At 54.8% G+C, this 24,588-nt stretch carries 24 protein-coding genes, 1 tRNA gene and 1 pseudogene; 9 read left to right on the top strand and 17 right to left on the bottom strand.

Translation table 11 applies throughout. The features are described 5' to 3' along the window. The first annotated feature begins 133 nt into the window (after positions 1 to 133). Complete coding sequence (locus K3757_RS15270; protein ID WP_259996752.1) at positions 134 to 868, top strand: molybdopterin cofactor-binding domain-containing protein; 735 nt, start codon at positions 134 to 136, stop codon at positions 866 to 868. Here K3757_RS15270 and K3757_RS15265 read toward each other — a convergent pair. Further along, entirely contained in the window at positions 861 to 1,907 is a 1,047-nt protein-coding gene (locus K3757_RS15265) for an alcohol dehydrogenase family protein (protein ID WP_259996750.1), read from the bottom strand. The two genes, K3757_RS15270 and K3757_RS15265, sit on opposite strands and share 8 nt — an antisense overlap. A gap of 66 nt (positions 1,908 to 1,973) precedes the next feature. Here K3757_RS15265 and K3757_RS15260 point away from each other — a divergent pair, with 66 nt between their 5' ends. Both K3757_RS15260 and K3757_RS15255 read left to right on the top strand, forming a co-directional pair. Further along, positions 1,974 to 2,510: a TetR/AcrR family transcriptional regulator gene (locus K3757_RS15260; protein ID WP_259996748.1), complete on the top strand. Its 537-nt coding sequence runs from the start codon at positions 1,974 to 1,976 to the stop codon at positions 2,508 to 2,510. A gap of 71 nt (positions 2,511 to 2,581) precedes the next feature. Next, on the top strand, positions 2,582 to 4,105 hold the full coding sequence (locus tag K3757_RS15255; protein ID WP_259996747.1) for a catalase: 1,524 nt from the start codon (positions 2,582 to 2,584) through the stop codon (positions 4,103 to 4,105). A 197-nt stretch (positions 4,106 to 4,302) separates the two neighbouring features. Here the strand turns inward: K3757_RS15255 and K3757_RS15250 are convergent, their stop codons facing one another. From K3757_RS15250 to K3757_RS15230, 5 genes are all read right to left on the bottom strand, one after another. Continuing rightward, positions 4,303 to 4,590: an aminotransferase class I/II-fold pyridoxal phosphate-dependent enzyme gene (locus tag K3757_RS15250; RefSeq protein ID WP_259996746.1), complete on the bottom strand. Its 288-nt coding sequence runs from the start codon at positions 4,588 to 4,590 to the stop codon at positions 4,303 to 4,305. A gap of 425 nt (positions 4,591 to 5,015) precedes the next feature. Further along, a complete protein-coding gene (locus tag K3757_RS15245) occupies positions 5,016 to 5,840 on the bottom strand; it encodes an aldo/keto reductase (RefSeq protein ID WP_259996745.1) in 825 nt (274 codons plus the stop codon). Then, the gene (locus K3757_RS15240) at positions 5,837 to 6,520 is read right to left on the bottom strand and encodes an LLM class flavin-dependent oxidoreductase (protein WP_260001293.1); all 684 of its coding nucleotides are present in this window, start codon (positions 6,518 to 6,520) and stop codon (positions 5,837 to 5,839) included. The genes K3757_RS15245 and K3757_RS15240 overlap by 4 nt, the downstream gene beginning before the upstream one ends. After that, a complete protein-coding gene (locus K3757_RS15235) occupies positions 6,517 to 6,807 on the bottom strand; it encodes a hypothetical protein (RefSeq protein WP_259996743.1) in 291 nt (96 codons plus the stop codon). The genes K3757_RS15240 and K3757_RS15235 overlap by 4 nt, the downstream gene beginning before the upstream one ends. A gap of 63 nt (positions 6,808 to 6,870) precedes the next feature. Further along, the gene (locus K3757_RS15230; RefSeq protein ID WP_259996742.1) at positions 6,871 to 8,052 is read right to left on the bottom strand and encodes an MFS transporter; all 1,182 of its coding nucleotides are present in this window, start codon (positions 8,050 to 8,052) and stop codon (positions 6,871 to 6,873) included. Positions 8,053 to 8,145: 93 nt separating this feature from the next. Here K3757_RS15230 and K3757_RS15225 point away from each other — a divergent pair, with 93 nt between their 5' ends. Then, positions 8,146 to 9,063: a LysR family transcriptional regulator gene (locus K3757_RS15225; RefSeq protein WP_260001292.1), complete on the top strand. Its 918-nt coding sequence runs from the start codon at positions 8,146 to 8,148 to the stop codon at positions 9,061 to 9,063. Between the two features lie 132 nt (positions 9,064 to 9,195). Here K3757_RS15225 and K3757_RS15220 read toward each other — a convergent pair whose 3' ends face one another. The 6 genes and pseudogenes from K3757_RS15220 to K3757_RS15200 all read right to left on the bottom strand — a co-directional run bounded on the left by K3757_RS15220 (position 9,196) and on the right by K3757_RS15200 (position 13,885). Further along, complete coding sequence (locus tag K3757_RS15220) at positions 9,196 to 9,711, bottom strand: hypothetical protein (RefSeq protein ID WP_259996741.1); 516 nt, start codon at positions 9,709 to 9,711, stop codon at positions 9,196 to 9,198. 2,331 nt (positions 9,712 to 12,042) lie between these two features. Further along, positions 12,043 to 12,219, bottom strand: coding sequence for a hypothetical protein (locus K3757_RS15215; protein WP_259996739.1), 177 nt, complete (start codon positions 12,217 to 12,219; stop codon positions 12,043 to 12,045). Further along, positions 12,216 to 12,941, bottom strand: coding sequence for a tyrosine-type recombinase/integrase (locus tag K3757_RS15210; RefSeq protein WP_259996737.1), 726 nt, complete (start codon positions 12,939 to 12,941; stop codon positions 12,216 to 12,218). Before K3757_RS15210 ends, K3757_RS15215 begins: the two co-directional genes overlap by 4 nt. Before the next feature lie 378 nt (positions 12,942 to 13,319). Further along, positions 13,320 to 13,502, bottom strand: a pseudogene (locus K3757_RS19070) (DUF6538 domain-containing protein); the annotation flags it as partial. 25 nt (positions 13,503 to 13,527) lie between these two features. Beyond that, the gene (locus K3757_RS15205; protein ID WP_259996735.1) at positions 13,528 to 13,725 is read right to left on the bottom strand and encodes a hypothetical protein; all 198 of its coding nucleotides are present in this window, start codon (positions 13,723 to 13,725) and stop codon (positions 13,528 to 13,530) included. Beyond that, complete coding sequence (locus K3757_RS15200; protein WP_259996733.1) at positions 13,718 to 13,885, bottom strand: hypothetical protein; 168 nt, start codon at positions 13,883 to 13,885, stop codon at positions 13,718 to 13,720. Before K3757_RS15200 ends, K3757_RS15205 begins: the two co-directional genes overlap by 8 nt. 298 nt (positions 13,886 to 14,183) lie before the next feature. On the opposite strand from K3757_RS15200, the gene K3757_RS15195 reads away from it, so the two are divergent. After that, positions 14,184 to 15,803, top strand: coding sequence for a DNA cytosine methyltransferase (locus K3757_RS15195; protein ID WP_259996731.1), 1,620 nt, complete (start codon positions 14,184 to 14,186; stop codon positions 15,801 to 15,803). On the opposite strand, the gene K3757_RS15190 is transcribed toward K3757_RS15195, so the two are convergent. Beyond that, positions 15,800 to 16,417, bottom strand: coding sequence for a BglII/BstYI family type II restriction endonuclease (locus tag K3757_RS15190; RefSeq protein ID WP_259996729.1), 618 nt, complete (start codon positions 16,415 to 16,417; stop codon positions 15,800 to 15,802). The genes K3757_RS15195 and K3757_RS15190 overlap by 4 nt on opposite strands. Positions 16,418 to 16,513: 96 nt before the next feature. Between K3757_RS15190 and K3757_RS15185 the strand changes: the two genes are divergently transcribed. The 3 genes from K3757_RS15185 (at position 16,514) to K3757_RS15175 (ending at position 20,050) form a co-directional block, all read left to right on the top strand. Beyond that, positions 16,514 to 17,254, top strand: coding sequence for a BglII/BstYI family type II restriction endonuclease (locus K3757_RS15185; protein WP_259996727.1), 741 nt, complete (start codon positions 16,514 to 16,516; stop codon positions 17,252 to 17,254). 588 nt (positions 17,255 to 17,842) lie between these two features. Further along, the gene (locus K3757_RS15180) at positions 17,843 to 19,276 is read left to right on the top strand and encodes a hypothetical protein (RefSeq protein ID WP_259996725.1); all 1,434 of its coding nucleotides are present in this window, start codon (positions 17,843 to 17,845) and stop codon (positions 19,274 to 19,276) included. Positions 19,277 to 19,309: 33 nt separating this feature from the next. After that, on the top strand, positions 19,310 to 20,050 hold the full coding sequence (locus K3757_RS15175) for a hypothetical protein (protein WP_259996724.1): 741 nt from the start codon (positions 19,310 to 19,312) through the stop codon (positions 20,048 to 20,050). Between the two features lie 263 nt (positions 20,051 to 20,313). On the opposite strand, the gene K3757_RS15170 is transcribed toward K3757_RS15175, so the two are convergent. The 4 genes from K3757_RS15170 to K3757_RS15155 form a co-directional block, all read right to left on the bottom strand. Beyond that, positions 20,314 to 20,388, bottom strand: a tRNA-Gln gene (locus tag K3757_RS15170). 74 nt (positions 20,389 to 20,462) lie between these two features. Further along, positions 20,463 to 21,785, bottom strand: a complete 1,323-nt coding sequence (locus tag K3757_RS15165) for a mechanosensitive ion channel domain-containing protein (protein WP_259996723.1) — start codon at positions 21,783 to 21,785, stop codon at positions 20,463 to 20,465. A gap of 86 nt (positions 21,786 to 21,871) precedes the next feature. After that, the gene (locus tag K3757_RS15160) at positions 21,872 to 22,861 is read right to left on the bottom strand and encodes an NADPH:quinone reductase (RefSeq protein WP_259996722.1); all 990 of its coding nucleotides are present in this window, start codon (positions 22,859 to 22,861) and stop codon (positions 21,872 to 21,874) included. 62 nt (positions 22,862 to 22,923) lie between these two features. Beyond that, positions 22,924 to 23,457, bottom strand: a complete 534-nt coding sequence (locus K3757_RS15155; protein ID WP_259996721.1) for an SH3 domain-containing protein — start codon at positions 23,455 to 23,457, stop codon at positions 22,924 to 22,926. Between the two features lie 128 nt (positions 23,458 to 23,585). Between K3757_RS15155 and K3757_RS15150 the strand changes: the two genes are divergently transcribed. After that, positions 23,586 to 24,572: a D-glycerate dehydrogenase gene (locus K3757_RS15150; protein ID WP_259996720.1), complete on the top strand. Its 987-nt coding sequence runs from the start codon at positions 23,586 to 23,588 to the stop codon at positions 24,570 to 24,572. The last annotated feature ends 16 nt before the right edge of the window (positions 24,573 to 24,588 follow it).

Here is a 24,588-nt window from a genome sequence, read left to right as displayed (position 1 = left end):
TCGAGGTAACAGGTGCGTCTTTCAATACAGTGCCGCCAAGGAGGTTAAGTGCTTTGTCATGGCCTAAGCACTGCCAAATGGCGCTGGTATTGTCGCGTATGGCGAAAACACAGGGCGGCGTTTCAGGCCCGCGATGCGGTTGGCTGGCGCTGACTATATTGTCAATGTCACGCTCGTCTATGCGATGACAGACAAAACCCGCTCTGTGGAATTGAAGGGATCCCGAGAGGATGACATCACAGGGCATTGGTATCGCCCGGCATATGCCCGCAAAGTACATGTCGGGTTGGCTGACGTCGGTAAAATCGTCGGTTTGGATCACCGCTTCGCGGGGCAGTCCGTCGCGCAAGGCAAACCATTCGAAGCTCAGATCGTTCACGATGGCGCAGATCACACATCAATTGCGGGTACTGCCGACACGCCCAATTCGATCCCCGGCATGCATGTTGGTCTGACGGACGGGAACGTCGCTAAACCGGTCAACTTCTGGCGCTTGGTCGGGCACAGTCACACCGTCTATTTTATGGAAACGATGATGCATGTCGCAGCGGCCGCAGCGCGCCAAGATCCCGTTAAATTTCGCTTGGCGCATTCGTCGGATGATACGCCTGACCAAAACCGCAAAGCAGGCGTGTTGAAGCTGGTCGCGGAAAAAGCCGGCTTTGGGCAACAGCTATTGGCAGGGCATTTTCACGGAATGGCGGTCCACAAATCCTTTGGAACTTCTTGTGCCGAGATTTGCAAAATCTCTGTCGATGCGGAAGGCGTTGTGACGATCGAAAATTTCACTGCTGCCACTGACTTTGGCGTGGCTGCGGACCGCCTTGGTTCAGGACGAAGGCGGTCCGTATTCTACCCGATCACTTGAGGTCCAGAACGATTTTTCCGATATAGCCTTTCGCGCCAAATGCTTCCTGAGCAGCGTTAATCTCTCGCAGGAGATAGGTTTCGGCAACCAGCGGTGCGATGTCCCCGCGTTCAATCCGTTTGACAAGGTTGCCAAAGACCTCGGGCTCTAGAACCGTGCAGCCGAAGAAGCTTAGGTCCTTGAGATAGAGCGTGCGCACATCCAGCTCGACAATTGGCCCCGCTATCGCACCGGCCACGGCATAGCGGCCACCAGGGCGCAGTACCTCCAACAGCGAGGGCCATTTGGGACCCGCGACGAGATCGATCACCACATCGATCTGACCTGCGCCCAATTCAGCCAGATAATCTGCGTCCCTATCGAGCGTCACATCAACGCCAAGGGCTTTTAGTTTATCGGACTTCGCGGGACTGGTCACCGCAATGACCCTTGCACCACGTGCTGATGCCAGTTGCACAGCGGCTGATCCAACCCCACCCGAAGCGCCGGTCACCAGAACAGTATCACCCTGTTTAACGGCGGCCCTTGTGAGCATGTTTTCGGCAGTGGAGTAAGAGCACGGGAAAGAGGCGAGCTCGATATCGGTAAGATCACTTTTCACCGGATAGGCGTGCCGCGCGGCGATCCGTGTGAATTCTGCAAAACCACCATCGCATTCTGATCCGATATACCAAGGAGTCTTCAGTTGTTTACCATTTGCTTCGCGAATGCAGGGTTCGACCAGCACCCTTTCTCCGATACGCGACGGGTCAATCTCATCGCCTACGGCGACGATGTACCCACAAACGTCAGCGCCTTGGATGCGTGGGAACTGCAACGCGTTGCCTGACCATCCGGCGTCTTCGCTGTCGGCTTCGTTTTTGGAATACCAACCTGTTCTTGTGTTGATGTCGGTGTTGTTGACCGCGGCTGCGCTAACCTTGATCAAGACATCGCGCGGCCCAGGGGGAGAGACCGGCAAGTCGTCACGACAAACAAGCTTTTCTGGACCGCCATGTCCGGTCAGTGCAACGCCGCTCATTGTGGAAGGTAAATCCATTTGATGCTCCATGTAGAATGATGACTCTACTTGCTTGAGTAGAGGAACCATTCTACTAGGTCAAGGATGAGTGATTTACAGAACCAGATTGATGCCGGGCTAGAGCGCGCTTTTGCAACGCATGGCTTTGCTGAACCCAACATCGAAACCCTGCGCAAGGCGACGGGTGTCAGCCTTCGCACGCTCTACAAATACGTTCCCTCGCGTGAGGAAATGATCCTGAGAGCGTTGGAGTATCGCAACAGCCGCTATATGGCGCATGTTTTTACCGAAGCTGTCGAGACAGAGCCGAACCCCCTCGAAAGCATCATGGACCGTGTGGCAACGTGGATGGATTTGGAAACAACGCATGGCTGTCTCTTTCACGCAGCGGTCGCTTCAGCCCCGCAAGATGAAAAACTGCGTGCTTTGTTGAACCGACACAAAGCAGAGATGGCGGAGCGTGCTGCGCGCATTTCGGGTATGCTGGGTCTGGAAGACGAAATCTCCGTCATAGTTGAGGGACTGATGCAAAGCTGGCCCCTGCGCGGTCAAGGCGCAGTCGAGGCTGCGAAGACGCTGTGCGGGCTTATGTCCAAGACCAAGCGGTCCGATACGGAATAGAATGCACATCAGACATGGGGGAACTTTCTTCGCCGGTGGTAGTTTTTCTAAACACCAAGGAGAGGTTGACCATGTCACAGAATAAGAAAATTCCCCCGACCACTACAGATGCCGGCATACCTGTTCAGAGTGATGAGCATTCCCTTACCGTTGGCCCTGATGGCCCGATCGTTCTGAATGACCACTATCTCTTGGAGCAAATGGCGAATTTCAACAGAGAGCGTATTCCGGAGCGCCAGCCTCATGCAAAAGGGTCAGGGGCGTTTGGCTATTTCGAAACCACGAACGATGTCTCTCAATATACCAAGGCCAAGATTTTCCAGCCGGGTGCAAAGTGCGAAATTGTAGCCCGTTTTTCGACAGTCGCCGGAGAGCGTGGCAGCCCTGATACGTGGCGCGACCCGCGTGGTTTCTCCGTTAAGATGTACACAGAAGACGGCAACTTTGACATGGTCGGTAACAACACGCCGGTTTTCTTCATTCGCGATCCGCTGAAGTTCCAGCATTTTATCCGCAGCCAGAAACGTCGTGCTGACAACGACATGCGCGACCATGATATGCAGTGGGATTTCTGGACACTGTCACCCGAAAGCGCGCATCAGGTTGCCTATCTGATGGGTGATCGGGGTATCCCTAGAACGTGGCGCGAGATGAACGGCTATTCGAGCCATACCTATTCTTTGATCAATGAAGAGGGTGAAAAGTTTTGGGTTAAATTCCACTTCCTCACTGATCAGGGCGACGGGAATGCGTATCTAAGCCAGGATGAAGCTGACAAGCTTGCCGGTAGCGACGGTGACTTCCACCGCCGGGATTTGTTCAATTCGATCCGCGACGGAAATAACCCGAGTTGGACGCTGAATTGGCAGATCATGCCGTACGAAGACGCCAAGACTTATAATATCAATCCGTTCGACCTTACAAAGGTTTGGCCTCACGCTGATTATCCTCTGATCGAGGTTGGAAAGCTTGTGCTTGATCGCAATCCCACGGATTTCCATACAGAAATTGAACAAGCGGCATTCGAGCCGAACAATATGGTGCCGGGTGTTGGCCTTTCTCCTGATAAAATGCTGCTGGCGCGAGGATTTGCCTATTCCGACGCCCATCGGGCGCGCCTTGGCGTGAACTACAAGCAAATACCGGTGAACGGCGCAAAATGCCCTGTTTATAGCTACTCAAAGGATGGGGCGGGCCGGACGCAAAATGTGTCTGACCCTGTCTATGCACCAAACTCTTATGGCGGGCCTGCAGCACAGCCTGACACGCGCGGCGAGGCAGGTCTTTGGCATTCAGACGGCGATATGGTTCGTCAGGCTTACACTTTGCGTAAAGATGATGATGACTGGAGCCAGGCCGGCACATTGGTTCGGGACGTGATGGATGAGGCTGCCCGAGGTCGTCTGGTTGATAACGTAGTGGGGCATCTAAGCGACGGGGTCAGCGAAAAGGTGCTTTTGCGCGCGTTTGAATACTGGCGAAATATTGATCCAGACGTGGGTGATAAGATCGAGTCCGGAGTTCGCGAGAAACTTGGCGGAGCGTCGGATGCCGAAGGGCTCGCGTCAGCAAAGAGCATCGCAGAAACAGAATAAAACGGTTTTGGAAAGCGGGTACACCCTGCTTTCCATTCCGCTTCTGGCTGGTTCTAACTATAAGACCGGCCAACAAAATGTCGGCGTCCGTCCCGCGAAACTCGCATGTGGCTAACGCTATGTTGAGCCATCAGGCGTAACTGCGGCGCGGAACTGAGTGGGAGCAAAAAACATACCTTGATAAAGGCGTAGTGACTTCAGCGCAGAAGGCGCATCAATCCGCCCCATTTTTTCTGCCAGCGCGTGCGATAGCTCTTCGATATTCTTACGCGTCGTCTCCAGTTAGCCGCGCCAATCCGCTCACAATAAAGGCCCATGTTTTTCGATCCGCTGAAGGCGACCAAGACCACGCGGAGGCGGTGGGCCATCAGCCGCAGACCGGTGGTCTCATCGTCAAGACCTTGGCCGAATCCTTGAGAGGCGATGTCGATCAGTGTCACCACCTGTTTGAAGCATCTGTGCACGACAGCTACATCATCGACCATATGAAGGTTGCTGAGCTTAGGCAGGTCATGGCTCAGGCATCGGAGGCTGTTATGGGCCTACCCCTGCCAACAGCTATCAAGCTGCCTGACACGCCTGAGTATGCGAACGTCACTGACCAGAAATTGCAAGAACATATCGATAACCGTCGAGGCATTAGGTGCGTGGGCTATATGGATCGTTTGTTCGCCTATCAGGACAAGACTGGGCGAAGTATCAGCGCCGCTGAACAGGGCCGCGGCTCTCTGATATACGATGAGCAATGATCCGGTTTAGTGGAAAATGCTATTCTGGACGCGGAAGGCCCATCGACACTGAGGGCGGGAAGCGGACCTTCGCGGCAAGTGCAAACCAATAAGGTTCTGAGAAAGAAAGCCGACATTTGGGTTTATTAGCCCTGCAATTGAGACGCAGGGCCAAGGAGAGATCAATCCCAATCTGGCGCGAGCGTTTCAGGGCTGACCAAGCGCCCCTCGGTTGTACCAAGGGCATCAATTCGGGCGATCTCTTCTGCGCTCAACGTGATTTCCGCTGCACGCAGATTGCTGGCAAGCCTGCTTGTTTTGCCGGTCCTGGGCAACGCGATGCTCATTGAGCGCGTCAAAATCCAAGCCAGGGAAATCTGGGCCGGGCTTGCATTATGTGTAGCGGCTATATCGCGCAACGTGGCGTTCTCCATGACATTGCCTTGCGCCAGCGGCGAATAAGCTTCAACTGGTATGCCCTTTCTGGCGAGGTGAGCGATCATCCGTGTTTGGTCGATCAACGGATGCAGTTCGATCTGGTTGGCGGCCAACGGCGTGTTCAAAGCAGCCTGTGCTTGGTCGACCATATCCATGGTGAAATTCGAGACGCCCCCATGACGAACTTTGCCCGCAGCAATCAGATCATTCAGCGCGCCAATGGTCTCGGCAATCGGCACATCTTTTGAGGGCCAGTGCAGTAGTAGCAAGTCTACATAGTCCGTCCCCAGTCGTTTCAAAGACCTTTCGACAGCAGCGATGAAGGCTTCTGGCGAGAACTGCTCGGGTAAGATTTTAGTAGTGAGAAACACCTCATCGCGACGAACATCGGCGCGGCGCAAACCTTCGCCGACTTGCTCTTCGTTGTCATAGGCCTGCGCCGTATCAATATGGCGGAACCCTTCGGCAAGTGCGGCACTCACCATGTCAGATACCGTATCTTGTTCAAGTTGAAAGGTGCCAAAGCCTATGGACGGAATTTGGGCGGGGCCGATCAGGGTGATACTCATTGTGCTGTCTCCATTGTGTTCTCTTGTGCAAACTCAGGCATGACGTGTTTGGCCAACTCAGCCAGAACGTCCTCTATTTCGCGTTGTGATTGGCGCAGATTAAAGGCGATGTGGGCGACCCCTGCAGCGTGCAGCGATTGAACATGTGTAATGAGCGCATTGCGACCGATACGGCCCCCGAACTGGATTGGCCGGAAGCGCGCATCTGGATCAGGGTCAAGGTCCAAGTGCATGGCGGTCAAGACCGGCGCGGAGGGAAGGCCAGCATCGATGCGCGCCTGACGCCACATTGAGAGGCGGCGCACGGCCTGATCAGGAGGGCCGGGATAGGTGAACCAGCCGTCCAATGTGCGGGCGATCCATTGCAAGCTTTGCTGGCCCATTCCGGCCATCACCATCGGGATACCTTCGGGCACATAGGGGCGCACGGTGACGGGACCTTGTGGTCCTTGCAGCGCATCCCCTGACCAGAGGTTGCGCATCTGGTCGACGCGACCGCGCAGGGTGGCTCCGCGGGCTTCATAGTCCAGCCCCATTAGCGGGTATTCCACCGGACGATCCCCCGACGCGATGCCAAGGATAAATCGCCCGCCCGATAGATGGTGCAGGCTGGCCGACATCTTGGCCAGCAAGATCGAATCCCGCAGTGGCAAGACGATACCCGCAGTGCCAAGCGCTATGCGCCGCGTGCGGCCGGCAAGAAAGCCGAGATAGGAAACGGGTCGAAAACCTGTCCAGCGTCCCCGAAGCTTGGATCGTGAACCGGCACGTCCCGCAGCCAGACCGCATCGAAGCCAAGGCTCTCGGCCAGCTCCACGCCCCTGGCGGGGTTTGAGGTGTCTGGCACACCAAAAGGGCGACCCTCGATACGGGCGCGGCGTTGGCCGGCTTCAGACCAGTCGCGGTCCAGTGGCAATTCAATGCCAAAAGTCATGCGGTCTTTGTAAATCAGATTTAGGGCAGACATGATACGAACCTCCTGTTCATTGATCTGCCCCGCTGCACGTTAGATACGGCGGGGCAAATGAGGTTATTCGGCAGCGACCGCTTGGGGTGCTGCTCCATTCAGGCGGCCGGACAGGCGCACCAGAACGATCCCGACAACCACAACTCCGGCAGCAATGTAGGGGGCCGAGGCGAGGCCGACGCCGTCGACAACCAGCCCGCCGGCCCATGCGCCACCGGCAATGCCAAGGTTGAACGCGCCGATGTTCAAACCAGACGCCACATCCACCGCGCCGGGCGACACTTCGCGTGCGATTTGCACAACGTAAGACTGCAGCGGCGGCACGTTGGCGAAGGCAAAACCGCCCCAGAAGGCCGCAACCGCGATGGCTGCAATCGGGTGTGTAAGGAACGCACCAAGTGCGACCAGTGATATCGCAAGGCCAGCAAAGATCACTGTCAGGGACGCCACTGCACCGATACGGTCAGCGAGTTTGCCACCGGCGATGTTCCCCACGGCGACGGATGCACCGTAAAGCAGCAGCACAAGGCTGACCGCGCCTGCGGACAGACCCGTGACTTCGTTCAGCATCGGCGCAAGGAAGGTAAAGGCGATGAAGTTGCCGCCATAGCCGACAGCCGTGATCAGATAGACCAGCAGAAGGCGCGGCGAAGTCAGCACCTGTAATTGGGCTTTGATCCCTGCCGAGGCGGCTTTGGTCAGATTGGCGGGCACCAAGATGGCAGACGCGATAAAGCCGATCACACCCAAAGCGACAACGCCAAGGAAAGTCGACTGCCAGCCGAAGTTTTGGCCGATGAAGGTTCCCAAAGGTACCCCCGTTACCAATGCGACCGTCAGACCAAGGAACACCAGCGCAATGGCTGAACTTTCCTTTTCGGGTTCCACAAGATCGGTCGCGATGGTCGAGGCTATTGCAAAGAACACGCCGTGGGCGAGACCAGTAATAAAGCGCGCCGCGACAAGGCTGCCGTAATCCGGCGCAAAGGCGGCATAAGCATTGCCGAGCGTGAAAAGCGCCAGCAAGAGCAGCAACAGCGTCTTACGAGGCACACGGTCAGCCATGGCGGTCAGCACTGGCGCGCCGATGGTCACACCAAGCGCATAAAGGCTAACCAACAGGCCAGCGGACGGGATAGAAACGCCAAGATCGGCGGCGATGGTGGGAAGCAAGCCGACGATAACGAACTCGGTCGTTCCGACGGCGAAAGCGCTGATGGTCAGCGCCCAGAGGGCAAGTGGCATCGGTTTTCTCCATTAAATTTGATGTCGACGCCGTATATGCCAGCCGCTATCTATTGCGAGAACAGACAAGTTTGGAATGGATCATTGCAGAAAATGCACGAATTGCTGCGCATGGGGGATTTGGCCGCCTTCGTCGGGATCGTTGATGATGGGGGCTTTGCTGAATCTGCGCGGCGCAGAGGGGTATCGGCCTCTACACTCAGCCGGTCAGTCACGCGGCTGGAAGAGCAGTTAAAAGTCACGCTGCTGCGTCGGACCACGCGGTCCATCGAAATCACCCCCGAGGGTGCCGCCGTTCTGGCGGAAGCGCGCGAGATTTTAGACCGCAGCGAAGCCCTGCAAGAGATCGCAACCAGCGGACAGGCCCCCGCCGGGCCACTGCGTGTAAACGCACCGGTTCCTTACGTCCTGCATGTCCTCGCCCCGCGTCTGGCTGAGTTTCACGCAAAGTATCCGGACATCCAGCTGTCGATCGACATGACAGACTCGCTGGTGGATCTGATCGGCAGTCACGCTGATGTTGCCATTCGGCTGGGCCAGCTGCCTGATAGCGACATGTTGCACCGCCCTTTGGGGCGTACAGCTTGGAAATTGGTGGCTGCGCCGGAATATCTTGATCGCAAAGGCTGGCCAAAAACACCGGCCGACCTCGCACAGCTGGAGCAAGTTCGGTTCGCGGCACCAGATCACATCAACACGCTGCGCTTTGCTGGTCAGTCCAGCCCCGTGACGGTGCCTCCCGCCCTGACCGCGGGTAATGGGGAGGCCGTTCGCCAGATGGTATTAGGCGGTTTGGGCATCGCACGGTTTTCCGATTTCATGATAGCAGATGATATCCAAGCCGGGCGTTTGATAGAGCTGTTTCCCGGCCAACTCGACGCCGCACCTTTGAATATCTCAGCACTCTACCTTACCCGGGTCTCGGGCCTGCGGCGACTGGGGGTCTTTCTTGATTGGGTGGGGAACATTAGTGGAGGCAAAGATATGCAAGCGCCCTTTCAGCATGCATAACGATTCCAAGCAAAGCGTAGCCTCAAAAAGGTTGCTCCGCGTTAGCCCTATATAGACATATTTTTAAGTTGTCCGCTTCCGGGAAGCTGGACTGCAGCGGCGCCGCGCTATGCGAACGGCGGCTCTGGGCCGTTACTGTTGCTCGGGGAATTTCTCCCAACCGAGCAGTCTGTTATTGGCTCGCTGGGCGTCATTTTCCATGGCGGCCTCGGTCAAATCTCTGATTAGCCACCTACTCCTCGACATCCAGCTGAACATTTCATCAAGTTGATGCCAAGTCAGGAGACGCGTATCTTCCCCAAGCTCCACTTTGAGATGTGCTTCTGGGAAATCGATGTGAGGTCGCGCGGAGATGCTAGTCAATCCGTGACATACGAGATTCCTGATCAAGAGCGCTTCCTTAAGCATTCTGACCAAACGATCGCAAAGGTCCGTCCGAAATGTACTGGTATTATCCGCTTGTTTGACCGCCAGCGACCACACATCGATAGACCTCGATATGCCATGAACCGATTTGGACTTCTTCTCTGTGTGCAGATTTTCAATTGCTTCATTAAGGGACTGTTCGATACCCGACCAAAGAAGCACGAGTGAGCCGATAGTTCCTTTCATCTGGTCGAAGGTGATGGTTTGGTCAGTATCCCGCACTTCAGTCTCAATCCGAGGTTAGATGGGCATTGTACACAGCCAAGAAATCACGTGGCCATTTCTTTGTCCACCAGATTGAAGCGCCTATGATTAATGCCCGCTTCCGTGAAGCTGCAGCGCAGCGTCGGACGACACTGTGAGTGTCCGCAAGGGCCGGAAGCGTCAATATCCGGGTTTAGTTACCCCTCCCCCAAAAATTTCCTCAGGCAACCAAACATCCCACAGTTTTTCCGCCAAGACCTTCACCTCAGGATGATCTGACCACCTATGCACGTCGATTGGTCTAGAATGTCTCGGGCTTTCTATCTCAGCCATCGTTCTCATTCGTCCATCCTGCTTAGAGATGCTCAGGGAAAGTCTGACCTGTAAGATTAGCCCCGGTTTAGCGCCTTCTAGCCTCATCCCTAGGCCGAGTATGCCGGACTAAGAAGAGGGGCAGAATAAGGGGCATTACTCGGCCCCTGTGGGCCAATCAAGCTATCGAACTAAACACTAAGTGAAGTGGCTGGGATGGTAGGAAACCTTGCGGGGCATTGTAACCTAACACCTTCTCCGACTGTCCACCCGATCTGGGGCAGTTACTGGGGCGGTTGGGCACGGTGGGGGAGCCCCTACGGACCCGAACTGCAGTGCCCACGGCCCGCCAGCATCCGCCTAAGCTGGTTGGCCCACTGGGCTCTACGTCGGGGGTCAGCAACCGCTACCAACCCGGCAGTGTCGCCACCTCACGCGCTACTGGAACGCCTAGGACCAACCTTTGGATACTCCTTGCTGAGGGCGGCTTGTGGCCCAAAGCAGCCATTGGTTCGATTGGTGGTTCTGCATTGCAGCTTTCTAATAGCAGACATTACGCGCGTCGTCGTGCGGCGGTCTGAACATACCTGATGTGCATCTTCGGCCTCAAGCTGGCTGCTCTTCGTGCCATAACCTGATAGTTCGAGTCAGTTGCGACAATGCAAAACCACGACTAGTTCTGATATCTAGCGCCGCAAAGTCTTCCGTGAATTTGACGGTACTTTCTCCGTCCACGATGAATTCTATTCGCCCGCTCGAGTATTCGTCCTCTTGATCGTAATCAACGACTCGCCACATCCCGAGGAACTCACCATCGCGAGTAACAACGGCACCTTGCGCCAGCTTTAGTTCGTATCCGCTGTCCAACCACTCATCGTGTCCAACAAAGTTTATGGGGTAGATGTAATCCATAGCGGGCAGGTTAGGCTGTTCAACATTTAGCGCAAGTCGAAAAACTGCACTAGGGATGTCCGGTCCACAGCTGCCGTAGACCGGTGGCCAAAACACTGCATTGCAGCTTCTGTAAAGCAGCCGTTGGACACATCGTGCAGCTGTGGGGGACAAAACAGACGTTCGCAGCTGCTGCATAAGATACGTTTGCACCGGCGGTAAAATCACTCTCTGGCAGAAGAAGTCCCATCCATCACTTCCAGTTACTAGCGGCCCAAGGAGTAAAGGTGTTCTATCTTCATAGTATCAACTTTATGCCGACGAGGATCGTAGTAGAGAATCTGAAATTCGACGTTTGATTTTATGGCATCTAGCGACTGTTCTTTTAGTGTGGGACAGCAACTTACGCACAGGTGTTCTCCGGGCTTGACCACGAATGAATTGGTCATGTGCCCTCGACTTTGGGTGTCGAATGACCACCCATCTTCATCCACTTGGATTATGGCAAATGGATCAATGTTAAGTGTCCCCAAATTTACTCGACAGTGCCGCACAACCAATGGATATGTGCGGCGATTCCAGAACTCCAAACTAAAGGTCGCTCTGCTACTCTTTTCCTTGGTCCCGCTTTTCAAGCCATGCGCCACTACCATAAATATCGGAGGCCACCCAAAATTCTGCCGGTAGGTAAAACGCAACGATGTGAACGCCACGATCAAGCCCGTTACTGTAAGAGTTACATAAGCAATAAATTGAGCGGAGGCGAGACTGAGACCTAGCATCTTGTTCTCCAAGTAAGACGCCTCATCCTAAGCAAGGCATTGGTTGCAAGTAATTCCTACGTCAAAAATTGCCGTTTGGGAATGTGCTGTAGCCCACGTTCCCCCAGGGATGTGGATGTCGGCTTTTAACAGTCCAAGCCAATGATCGCGCACCTGCAGAGAATGTCTGCAAACCGCCCGTTGCTGCCGCTCGCGCAGTTTGCGCCATGTGTTACGTTGAGCTTTAACCGCTTTTCCCTGCGGTGTGCGCTAAGCAGTCTTCCATCCTAGACGCGCCCCCCTCGCTTCGCTCCTTCAGTCCGGCCTATTGCCTGATAAAAAAAGCAAAGTGCCCCCGGCCAGCATTGAGCCAGCCGGGGTTAGTTTATGGGTAGCTCTTGTTCACCACGTAGTCAGCCAACCACTGCCAGTACCGACTGGCATTGATAAACCCTTGATCTATCGCAGCCACGTCTTCGGCCTCTGACCGTGATAACCCACCATCGAACTCAGCTATGGCAGCACGCTCCTCAAAGGCCTCTATGTCGGGCGGAACCATCATATAGGCAGCCGTATCTGGTCGACGATGGAGCGCTTCTGTTGGTCGCTAATGCCAGCGGAGTAAATCCCGTAGGTAATGCCGTTCTCTGACCGGGCTGACTTGTGCCCTACCAGTGTAGCGGTCCAATGCTCAGGGACCCCGGTACGTTCGCACTGGGTAATGAACCACTTTCGGGTCGAGTGGAACACCAACCGATCCAGTTGAACCAGCCGCCTCAATCGAGTGAAGCGCTTGGTCACCAGATCAACGGTTAGCTTGGGGAACAGAGGGCCGTCGGAAGGGAGCTTGTCGAAGACCTCTGCCAGACGTGAGTGCATTGGAACCAGCCGCTCAGCAGCGTCGGTCTTCAGCAGTCGAACTTCGTTGGGTCGGATGTGGATGAACCAACCGAGGTTGCCCTTGTTAACCAGATCATGGCGCAACAAACCGACCGCCTCACCAGCCCGCATTCCCGTTAGCAGACATGTCAGCAGGACCGGTTGGAGCACTGGATCGTTGCGCCTCAGTAACTGCATCACCTCTTCATCGGTAGGTACTGCATAGGGGGCCGGGCGTACCTTGGGATCGAACCTAACTGACCGGAACGGGTTCACATCCAACTCCCCCTCATAGACGCACCAGTCGATGAAGTGGTTTACCTGAGACCAGATGCGCCGCTGGGTCCGGGGCGTTATCGTTAGCCGACCTTGACCCGACCAACGCACCAGCTGGTCCAGCCCCAACCCTCGTGTCCTTTCAGACTTTCCAATTATCGGGGAAAGCTGCGCAACCAACCCAAGGAACTCTTTGCCCTGAACCCGTGTGACCCCCGTTATAGGCAACGACCCGTACTTGCTCAGAAACAACCCAACGCTGTAGCGAACGCTCTTAAATCCGCTCGCCCGTAACTCGTTACTTCTCCGGTTCAGGTATTCCCGCCCCAAGTCGATGACCGGGGGTGTCGCTTTACAAGGCTTGGTAGGGAAACAAACGCCGCCAGAGGCCTCCAGAGTGGCCCGTAGAGCGGCGACTGCATCCAGCGATGGCTGAGCCCAGGAAAGATCAGAGGTGTTGCCCAGTGTGCCGCTCTGGAAGCCTTCAGATACTGACCGGGCCTGACCGACTGTCCTCTCGAAGATAGCGTTTAGTTCGGCTGCCCTGACACGAGCCGTCGCGGGGTCGCCTGTCTTTAACGATTGCTTAAACACTGACTGACCGACGACCAGCGCAACGTCCTTGGGGTAGTGGCGACGATACAGCCACGTGTGACCCTTCAAATAGGCATACTTAATGGAAGCAGACATGCGTCTCCTCCTTTCATGTTTGGGGTTAGGTTGGGGTGGTCGCCCGGTAGATGACCCGAAGGATCAGCTCGAAACCCGGCTCGCCGTAGACCCCGACGAGAGGGCCAGTTATCGAGTAGCCGCTCACGCAGTCCTCAAAGGTATCATCGACCTCGAACAGATGTTCCGGCCAGTCGTCAAAGGCCGCGATCACAACGACATCGCCTTCCTTCAGATCATCCACGGTCGTCCCTCCAAGCAGAGAGCAACGCTAGGGTAACCAGTAGGGTGACCATCGGGTGTGACCGTGCGCCCAGCCAGATCAGAGTGGTGATCGCGGCTTTCGGGGGTGGTGACATAAGAAAACCCCCGGCCATACGACCGAGGGTGCTAAACGTCTTCATGACTATACTCCTGATTAAACTTCTTTATTTAGATACAGAAGGTTCCTCAGTTTGCTGGGAGAGCTACGTTGGCGGTAATCAAGCCGGACGTAGTGCACGTAATTGCAGATCTATTTGCGGGTAAAGGCGTTGGAGCCGAGCGGACACATGTGTAGTCGGCAGCAACGGGCGGGAAGCAGACTTTTGCCGCACCGTCTGTTCACCCGAGTGAGAATAGCAAGAACGGACATCCACTTGTCGTTAGATCTTGTGTCTTCCTCAAAATGATATAGTTTGTTCGTCAATCGATGAGGTGAACATGAGAGCAATTGATCTATACGCGGGCATTGGTGGCTGGAGCCTAGGGCTCAAACTCGCCGGTGTAGAGGTGGTTGGTTCTTACGAGTGGTGGCAGCCTGCCATAAACACGCACAATGGGAACCATGAAACAGAATTGGCGCCGGTGAACATCCGTACAATGGATTTGGATGCCTTGCCAGACGACATTGAATTTGTTGTAGGTAGCCCTCCTTGCACCCAATTTTCATATTCAAATCGTGGAGGAAGCGGGGATTTGGCCGACGGGCAAGTCGATCTCGAACGCTTTTTTGCGATTGTTGATCGTTTGAAGCCCCGGTTCTGGGCAATGGAGAACGTTCCTAGGGTAGCAAAGTACTTGGAAGTATGCTTTTCGGACCCGGACTCATCACTTTATAAGTATCGAAAACTAAATCCGAACATTGGTGTTTTCGATTTTTCAGAGTTCGGTTGTCCTCAGGCTCGCAAGAGATGCGTAGTGACCAATATTTCATTGGCACAGATATACCAGTTCAAGCCGCAATGCGCGAATTTGACGTTGGGAGACGTGACCGAGGCGCTTGGAGGCAAAGAGCGGGTGGTTGATCCGGTCTGGGGTGTCGAACTTCCTCAGTCTCAAGTTACTGAGCTCGAGCAGGAAGAACCGTTGAACGAAGAAGAGCTCCGCCTCAATCGCGAGTCCAAAATTTTCCACCCAGTTTACAACAATATGTCTTTCCCTGACCGCCTTGATGTGCCGGCGCGTACAGTTACAGCCACATGTACGCGAGTATCAAGAGAGAGTATCGTTGTCGCTAATGGAACAGGCTATCGACGCTTGACGATTCGAGAGAGGGCGACCTTGCAAGGCTTCCCCATTACGTATCAGTTTTTCGGCAAGTCATCTGCTGAGAAGACAAAAATGATTGGGAACGCGATCCCACCGACGTTTAGTTACATCCTGGCGTCATGCGCTCTTGGGCGGACAAGTGATGATTTTATTCCTCCTAGAGAGGCAGGCATTGATCTTTCTCCCCCTGTCAAGAGTGCCCTTGTCACAAAGGTGGATACTGCTGGCAAGACCTACCCCGAGAAGCGCCGGTTTCGTGCTGCTATTCCTCACCTTCGCTTTAAGAGTGGCATGAGGTTTGAGTTTGCAAACGATGTTAGTGATGGTGATACCACTTGGTCGATGCGTTTTTATTCTGGTAATTCAAAGGATATTCGGACGCACCATTTGGACGAGAGCCTTAGTTCTCGTATTCAAAAATGCAGCGAACTTGAGGGTATTGATGTGCAGGAGACTTCAAGCCGCAAGAGCTTGGAAAAGCTGATTTCCTCTGTTGATGGAGTAGGACTCCAAGAGATTTGGACGAGGCGGAGCAAAGGAGAAAGCCCATATCGCTGGGTTGATCTTCTAGGCGAAATTGCCAGCGAAGTTCATGATGATCTCGTCGCTGCTTTGCCCGAAGAGGATGCGGAGCGCATTGTGATTAAACTAGTGGGACAACGTGAGAGTAACGGTAAATTTGCGAATGAAGCAAAGCTCAAGCGTTATGCGCATCGGATAATTTCTGGAGCCATTGTCGGTGTTTGGTTTGGCCAGAAAAACTCAGCCAAGCAGCTTGCGCGGGCGGCCTAAGGCCCGACCCCAATAACAACAAGCGGCACCCCCGGTATGCCCCTGCCTTGCCTTAAGATGTTGCTCAAATCTTTCTCAAAAAATGTGGGTCCGGAGGACATTTCGCGCGCCATGCTCTTCATGGGCAATATTTCGATGCCAACATCGATTTTCCCCGCTGCAAAGAAGGCCAGATGCTTCACGTAAAGATCGTGTGCGACGAAAGAGTATTTCCCAAACTGGACTTCAACAGCAACACGATCTTTAACGAAGTCGGTTTCATTGCTTGTCGATAGTGCCTCGAACCCCGCGTCCTCTATGAGCTTCTTTTGCTCAATAGCGGACAGGTTTTGGACGCGACGCGTTGTTCGTTCATCTTCGCAAACGTAGTAATAAAATTCTTCCTTTTTCCAAGGCGGGGAACATTCTCCGAACCTATCCTTGAACTCCCTGTTCAGTGCAGGGGGTGAGTACAACGTAGCCCCAAATTTGCTCGCTTCTTTGGACTTCTTTATCTTACATGCAGGGCCATTAACCTTCGCTATGACACTTTGCACTTCCGCCCAAAGTGCGGGTTGTCGCGCCATCAGGTATTCTTCGCCGTTCAAATGCGAGTAAATCTTGTGGATTTTCATGAGGTAAAATGTCTTCCTGAGTGACAGTCCAACGGAATCGACTCGACTCCAGCGGGTATTCAGCGATTATCGCGGCCAAACCTGATGGATGCAACGATGTTACTAGAACTGCAAAAGCAAGGCTATCAAGTCGCAGTGCTGTCCCATGCCCGTGCAATCCTTGAGGTTGATTTTCCAGAGGTTGAGGCTGAACTGACCGACGTTCTCAAGGGCTTCAAGATTCCCGTAAAGGAGTTGATCTCTGGTGGTGGAGGTGAAGCCAAAGGCACGCAGAGACTGAGGAATGCCTTAGCTGAAAGGCAATGGCCAAAGTTTCACTTCCACGTCGAGCGCAAGATCAATGGAAAGCTCCTAGAAAGCCAATCACATGAAGTTGACCATGTTAGGGAGCTTTCGGCTGGTCGGGTCGCTCTTGAGATTGAATGGAACAATAAGGACCCATTCTTTGATCGTGATCTAGAGAATTACAAACGGCTACATGCGGACGGCGCGATCTCGGTGGGGGTAATCATAACGCGTGGTACGTCGCTACATGAAAACATGAGGGACATAGTCGGACGGTTTTTGGACGAGAACCAGATTCTGTCGCTCGATGGCCTTACCCAGTGGGGCTATGAACCGACTTCACGCCAAAAAGCAGCAATCAGCGGCTTGACCGATCGAGTCAATAACCCGCTCACGTTTCGCGAAGCATTTTGTCGCAAGTTTGTCGCCGACAAATTTGGTGAGGCGACGACGCACTGGCGTAAACTAGAAGATAGGGTGCATCGAGGCGTTGGAAACCCATGTCCTTTACTTTTGATAGGTCTGCCCGATGGTATCGTGGAATTTCCATGATTTATTCTCACGCTCTCTAATCTAGTACATCCATGCAATTTTGCCCAATGTCCGCTTTGGGCTGGGAGCGGTCATTAGACGCGACCCGCACCAAGGTCCGCTATGGGCCACAAGCCGCCCTCAGTCAGTTCAGGCGTATCCAAGGCATCCCAGTAGGGCGTGAGGTGGAGACACTGCCGGGTTGGTAGCGGTTGCTGACCCCCGACGTAGAGCCCAGTGGGCCAACCAGCTTAGGCGGATGCTGGCGGGCCGTGGGCACTGCAGTTCGGGTCCGTAGGGGCTCCCCCACCGTGCCCAACCGCCCCAGTAACTGCCCCAGATCGGGTGGACAGTCGGAGAAGGTGTTAGGTTACAATGCCCCGCAAGGTTTCCTACCATCCCAGCCACTTCACCTAGATAGAATAACGCAAGAACCCGCAGCACCCGCTGCCGGTTGAACTGCCCCAGTTATCGCCCCACCACCTTAGCCTTCTGAAGAGGGCTATTGGTGAGGGAGGGGGAATAGGTATAAGTAATGAATAGATAGCAGGGGAAGCATACCTCCAGAGCTCCCCTTACTACCCCTACCTACCTAGAGAGAGACCCCCTATGGGAACGATAGAGAACCCTTGGCACTCCCGCCCCATAGACGTTCACCGCTGGTCAGATCACCCTGAGCTCGCTGCCTTGGCGGAAGGTATTTGGGGGGAGTGCTTTCCCGGCGAAAGCAAGAGCGGGCCAAAGCCTAAGACCACTTTCCGCAACCAGCTAAGGGTACTGCTGCTTGATCTGTATGTCGCTTGGCTAGAGGATCCGGAGCTGAGCATTGGCGTGTCGATGTCCTCCAACTATTGGGACACCAACTCGAGATATAACGCCATACATATATCCAAGCAGATAATCCCCATCATTAAAACCCTGACCAAAGCTGGGCTGCTAGACATCGCTAAGGGTAGCTACTCAGGCCGATACTCGAAGGGCAACCGAACTACCCGAATTCGTGCTTCGGAAGAGCTACGAGGACGGTTCGCTAGGCTGGGCAGCAATCGAGACGACGTCACTCGCGTTGAGGGAGAGGAAATCATTATTCTCCGAGAGGCTGCTGACGGGCACCCCGTGGAATATGAGGACGACGAAAATACCGACCGCATGAGACAAGAGCTGGCACAGTATAACGCTATCATAGACAGCGCATTCATTGACATTCCAACACTTGAAACCCCGCGAATAAATGATGTGCCATCTGATCATCACCACAAGCTAACGCGGCGCATATTCAGCCGGGCGGACTGGGGATGTAACGGGCGCTTCTACGGTGGTTGGTGGCAGCAAATAGATAGCAACTGGCGCTCTAAGATATTCATCAATGACACGCCTGTTGTCGAGGTCGACTTCAGAAGCCTGCACGTAACCTTACTGTCCATTCAAGCAGGGGCAGAGCTTGACGGTGATCCCTACGACTTGCCATCAGAGTTGCTAGCAGCGGTGCCACCTGCTCTTCAGAGAAGCTTCGTAAAGCGACTCATCCTGACAGCCATTAACGCAGGTGCAAAGGATGCTGCATATCGAGGATTTCGCGATGGCTTCCCTACTGGCCATATGGGCAAGACACTGACCAATGTTCAGCTTGATCGGCTCCTAACCGCCTTCCTTGAGAAGTCCCCGCACATGGAGGAACTGCTCTTCAAGGATCATGGCATTCGGTTGATGAATCTGGATGGGCGAATAACAGAAAGAGTTCATCGCCACTTCAGTGAAAAGAACATCCCGGTTCTATCGATCCATGACAGTTATATCGTGGATTATACTCGCGTAGCAGAACTCAAGAACGTCATGGGAGCCGCTTCAATGGCAGAGGTTGGGGTTGGCTTAGCGACAGCGAACACCCTCCTTGGGCTAGACGAAGAAGTCGGCCTAACTCGCGATAAGTTGCTGGACTATGTAACGTGGAGGCAAACAGAGAGGTGCAATGGGTATCTTGAACGTATGGCGGCTCATGAAGCAAGAACAGGGCAAGAAATTGTACCTTACCGCGCTCCATGAAGAGATAGGCTTAGAAAAGGGGACCATTGTTCGATGGCGGATGAAAATGAGACGCAACTGACGACTGAGAAAGTGGCCTATTGGTACTTTCGCTTAAACGGCTACCTTCAAATGGAAAATTTTATCGTCCATCCAGAAAAGGGTGGTGGCCAGAGAACTGATGCCGACTTGATTGGAGTGAGATTTCCCCATCGACAAGAGCGTTTCTACGAAGAACCTGACAACGTCATGCAGGATGATCTTCAAGCGCTTGAGCTGACTGATGGCTGGATTGATGTTGTCATCGTTGAGGTTAAGACGAACGCGGAATGTACGCTTAATGGACCATGGACGAATAAGGATGCCCAGAACGTTCAACGTGTTCTAGCTGCCATAGGCTGCTTAGATCCCGGTCGCTTGGAAGAAGCCGCAGCCAGAATATACGATCGAGGGCTTTTCGAAGATGATAATCTGAGGTTGCGGGTAAGGTTGGTGGCTATTGGTGCGAGCACCAGTGATGGTCTAAAGCATAGCCATCCTCAAGTTACCCAGCTGACTTGGCACACTGTTCTCGGCTTCATTGGGGATCGCCTATACGGATACCGAAAGCCTAAGAATGACAGCCACCAGTGGGATGAGCAGATAGCGTTATTAAAGAACGTGGTCATTGAAGCTAAGTCAGGTCACGAATTTGAGCGGGAGCGTTTCATAGCCCTTAGTCTAGAGCGCCTAGGGATTAGAGCCCAAAAGCCACCCCCCCAAATACCTTCCGCCAAGGCAGCGAGCTCAGGGTGATCTGACCAGCGGTGAACGTCTATGGGGCGGGAGTGCCAAGGGTCCTTTATCGTTCCCATAGGGGGTCTCTCTCTAGGGTAGGCAGGGGGTGGTAAGGGGAGCTCTGAAGGTATGCCTCCCCTGCTATCTATTCATTACTTATACCTATTCCCCCTCCCTCACCAATAGCCCTCTTCAGAAGGCGAAGGTGGTGGGGCGATAACTGGGGCAGTTTAACCGGCAGCGGGTGCTGCGGGTTCTTGCGTTATTATATCTAGGTGAAGTGGCTGGGATGGTAGGATTCGAACCTACGGTACACTGTACCAAAAACAGTTGCCTTACCACTTGGCTACATCCCAACGTGGGCTGGTAAATAGGGCGGGTTGGCTCTGGGTGCAAGCCTTTATCCGCTCTAAATTCACTAATCTTGCACTTATTCCTGATCGGCATTCTCGCGCAGCAAATCCACGTGCTCTCCGGCGCGCTCTTCGTCGATAATCTGGCTGAGTTGCTTGTCTTCGCGCGCATCTACATCCTGTGCCGGCGCAGGAGGCACCTCAGCCCCTTCATATTCTGTCTCTGGCGCCGCTTCAGGGGCTTTTTCCGACGGTGGCATCCCCTCGTGAAGCACGCGATAGGCGGGGATTTGTGCCGAAACGCCTGCCGCATCATAGGCGGCCTGAACAAGGCGGATGGCTTCGGAACGCGCCAACACAATGCTGGTGTCGTTCTGGTTGATCCATGCCGCCATCCCCATGTTTACCCAACTGTCGCCGACTGATTCGATCCAGACCGATGCTTCGGGCGTGGCCAGAACGAACGGCAGACCTTCCAGTGTGGACAGCGCGAGGGCTTGTGCCTGGGCTAGATCGACCTCCGGTGCGACAGAAAGCTCCAGCGTGAATCGCCGTTCCGCGTTGCGGGAGAAATTGACAATTCGGCTTTTGAATACGGTCGAGTTAGGAATGCGGATGTGGTTGCCATCAAAGCTGAGCAGGATTGTCGCGCGGGAAGTAAGGCGGATAACCTTCCCGGTATCGCCTTCGATTTCCACGGTGTCATTCGGACGAAAGGGCTGCCGGATAGACAGCATGATGGAAGCGATGAAGTTTTCCACCGTGTCGCGCACCGCAAAGCCGATGGCCAGACCGACAATACCTGCCGCGCCCAGAATGCCTGACAGCAGCGCTGTTGCATTCAGGATATCAAGGGCGACGACCAGACCACCAATCACAAATATCAGCCTGAGAACCTGACGGTAAATATCCGCAATGAAGGCGTTTGGCGCCAACCGGTTCCACGGTTGTTCCCGCCGCGCGATAAAAAATCCGAACCAGACGATTAGGATGAAAAGCGTAAGCGCGATCATCGCCAGCGGCAGAAATGCAATTATTTGCTGGCCGCGCGCCTTGAAGCGGTCGACGGCAGGGTTCAGTCGTTGAACCACATCGGTAGTTTCAGTCACCTCGTTTTCGATTGCGACAACGCCTTCGATTCGACCGACCAAATCGTTCAATCGCTGCGAAGAGGGGGCATCAAGCGTGCGACCACGTAATGTCACAATGCCGGAACTGACCGAGACTGTGACATCTTCAAAGCCTTCCAGCTCGCCCATAATGTCGCGAATGCGGGTGGCAATCGCGGCGTCCTGTGCAGCATCTTCTGTCACGTTGATGGTGCCGGAGGGCTGGTCTGTTGTTTGTGCCTGCGCGGAAATTGGCAACAGAAGACACAACAATAAAGCGAGAACACGCATGGAAGGCCTCATGGAAATAATCAGGGCAAATTTGACGCAAGCCTAGGCCTGCGTCTGGGAATAGGCAATTCCTGCTTGTCCGGTAGCTAGGTGCAATCGATCAGGATCGCGCCAACCCTGCCACCTGCCAGAACGGCCTCGTGGGCAGCGACGCAATCCTCAAGGGCAAATACCTGTGCCACAGGACAGGTCAATGCGTTGTCCTCGAACGCACGGTTCAGCAGATCGATGCAGTTTTGACGCTCCGCAAAGGGCAGCAAGTAGATCAGAATGATGTCGATGGTTGCCGCTTTGAACAACAGGGGGCCGAACGGGACTGTCGGGGTCATGTCAATCTGGGAACCGTAAGCTGCGATCACTCCGTTTGGCGCAATAACTTCGGCGTTCATCGCCACGTTCGCCCCGAACTCTACTTCTAGAATGCGGTCAACAGGTGCGCCGTCGTTGGCCGCAAGGATATCCGCTGCCAGTGTTTTCGACTTGTAGTCAAGGACGGTCCGGGCGCCAGCCGCTTTCACGCGGTCTGCGTCCCGCGCGCTACAGGTGGCAATCACTTTGGCACCTCCCCAGACAGCGAGCTGAACGGCAAGATAGCCAACCGTGCCACCCCCGCCCGAGATCAGCAGGGTTTGGCCTTTGACCTTGCCACTTCCGAACACAGCCTGTGCTGCGGTTAGGCCGGGAATGCCCAGTATGGCACCGGTTTCAAGGCTGACTGCGTCTGGCAGGTCTACCGCTTGTTCGGATGGTAGGGTGATATGGGTTGAGGCGGTGCCGAATGCGCGCTGCCACTGGCCGTTCCAAATCCAGACACGGGTACCCACACGTTTGGGGTCTACACCTGGGCCGACAGCTTCGATGACGCCTGCGCCGTCGCTGTGGGGGATCACTTCGGGAAAGGCGGGCTTTAGGACACCGGGGCGGCTGCCTGCACGTCCTTTGATGTCCGACGGGTTCACGCCTGAAAACACCAGCCGTACCGTGACTTCACCGGCAGCGGGAGAGGGCGTGTCAAAGGTTTTGATATTCAAAACATCGGCCGCGGGGCCGAAACGGTCGTAAAAGACGGATTTCATGGTCGTGTCCTTTGGATCTGGCAACATCCCGACACCATGATCCAAGCATCACGAAGGCGCAATCAGTCAAACACTTCCGTGGGCAATACGCCCCACAGTCGGGCCTTTGGAGCCCACCCTTTGAACCCGCCAGAGCGCAGCAGGCACCATTCTTCGTTGCATTCGCTTACCCGCGCCACAACGCCCAGTTCCAGCGCAGCCATGACAGGCGAAGATGGATCGGGTCTTGCATGCAGGGTCAGCAGGTCTTTTTCTACCAGTACCGTGCGTGTACCGGACAGGAGGGAATAGTGAACCCAGCCGCCCATGCCATCACGGTCTTCGACGCGGCGCCAATGGCCATGCTCCGCAGTGATACGCAGCGGCATATCGCGGCGTTTGAAAACCCAGTCGATGCGGTGGGTAAGAGATGGTCCGCGCCGCACGTTACCTTCCGATGCTTTCATCGAAACATAGCGCGGAATAGGCCGTTTTGTGACCTTGCCAGCGGCGTCATCCGTCCCTGCAAGGGCTGCCGTTGCAAAGACTGACGTCAGGGCCAAGGCAAACAGGCCTACAAACCCTGCGCGTAGTTTGCGCATTCTCGATCTATTCATAATGTGCTGCCTGCACTGATTTTTATTGCTTTGGGTCTGCTCTTGTTGCGCGGGGTTCTTGTGCCTCGTCGCGTACTGGTTCACCATGCCCCCAGATCATGCCAACCGCCAAGCCTGGAGATTGAATTATGCCAAAACAACAGCTGAGTGTTGTAGTCACGCGACGGTTGCCGGAGGTGGTAGAGACCCGGCTGGCAGAGCTGTTCGATGTGCGCCTGCGCGCCACGGACGCGCCGATGACACGCACTGAATTGGCCGAAGCCATCAAAACATGTGATGTGCTTGTGCCGACAATAACCGACAACATCGATAACGCTCTGATTTCCCAGGCCGGAGAGCGACTTAAGCTGATCGCCAATTACGGTGCCGGTGTTGATCACATTGACGTCGCCACCGCGCGCCAACAAGGGGTGTTGGTGTCCAACACGCCAGGCGTGCTGACCGATGATACCGCCGACATGACCATGGCGTTGTTGCTGGCTGTCACGCGGCGCATGCCAGAAGGTATGGCCAAGATGCAAAAGGGCGAATGGGACGGCTGGGCGCCCAATGCCTTGTTGGGTGGGCGCATTTCAGGTCGACGTTTGGGCATTCTTGGTATGGGGCGGATCGGGCAGGCGGTTGCCCGCCGTGCAGCTGCGTTCGGCATGCAGGTTCATTACCACAACCGTCGCCGACTGCGTCCCGAGACCGAAGAAGCATTGCAGGCGACCTATTGGGAAAGCCTTGACCAGATGGTGGCACGGATGGATGTCATCTCGGTCAATTGCCCGCATACGCCATCGACCTTCCACCTGATGAACGCGCGCCGCTTGAAGCTGATGAAGCCCGACTCGGTGATCGTGAACACCTCCCGTGGGGAAGTCATCGACGAAAACGCTCTGACCCGAATGCTGCGCGCAGGTGAGATTAAGGGTGCTGGTCTGGACGTGTACGAACATGGCGTAGAGATCAACCCGCGCCTGCGTGAACTCGATAATGTGGTTCTCTTGCCGCACATGGGCTCGGCGACTTTGGAAGGCCGGATTGAGATGGGCGAGAAAGTGATTATCAATATCAAGACGTTTGATGACGGGCACCGGCCCCCGGATCAGGTCGTGCCGTCAATGCTGTAATCGCACGCGCCTTTAG

The organism is Sulfitobacter sp. S223 (assembly GCF_025143825.1).
In the GTDB taxonomy this organism is placed as follows: domain Bacteria; phylum Pseudomonadota; class Alphaproteobacteria; order Rhodobacterales; family Rhodobacteraceae; genus Sulfitobacter.
This window is presented reverse-complemented; position numbering and strand designations above follow the sequence as displayed.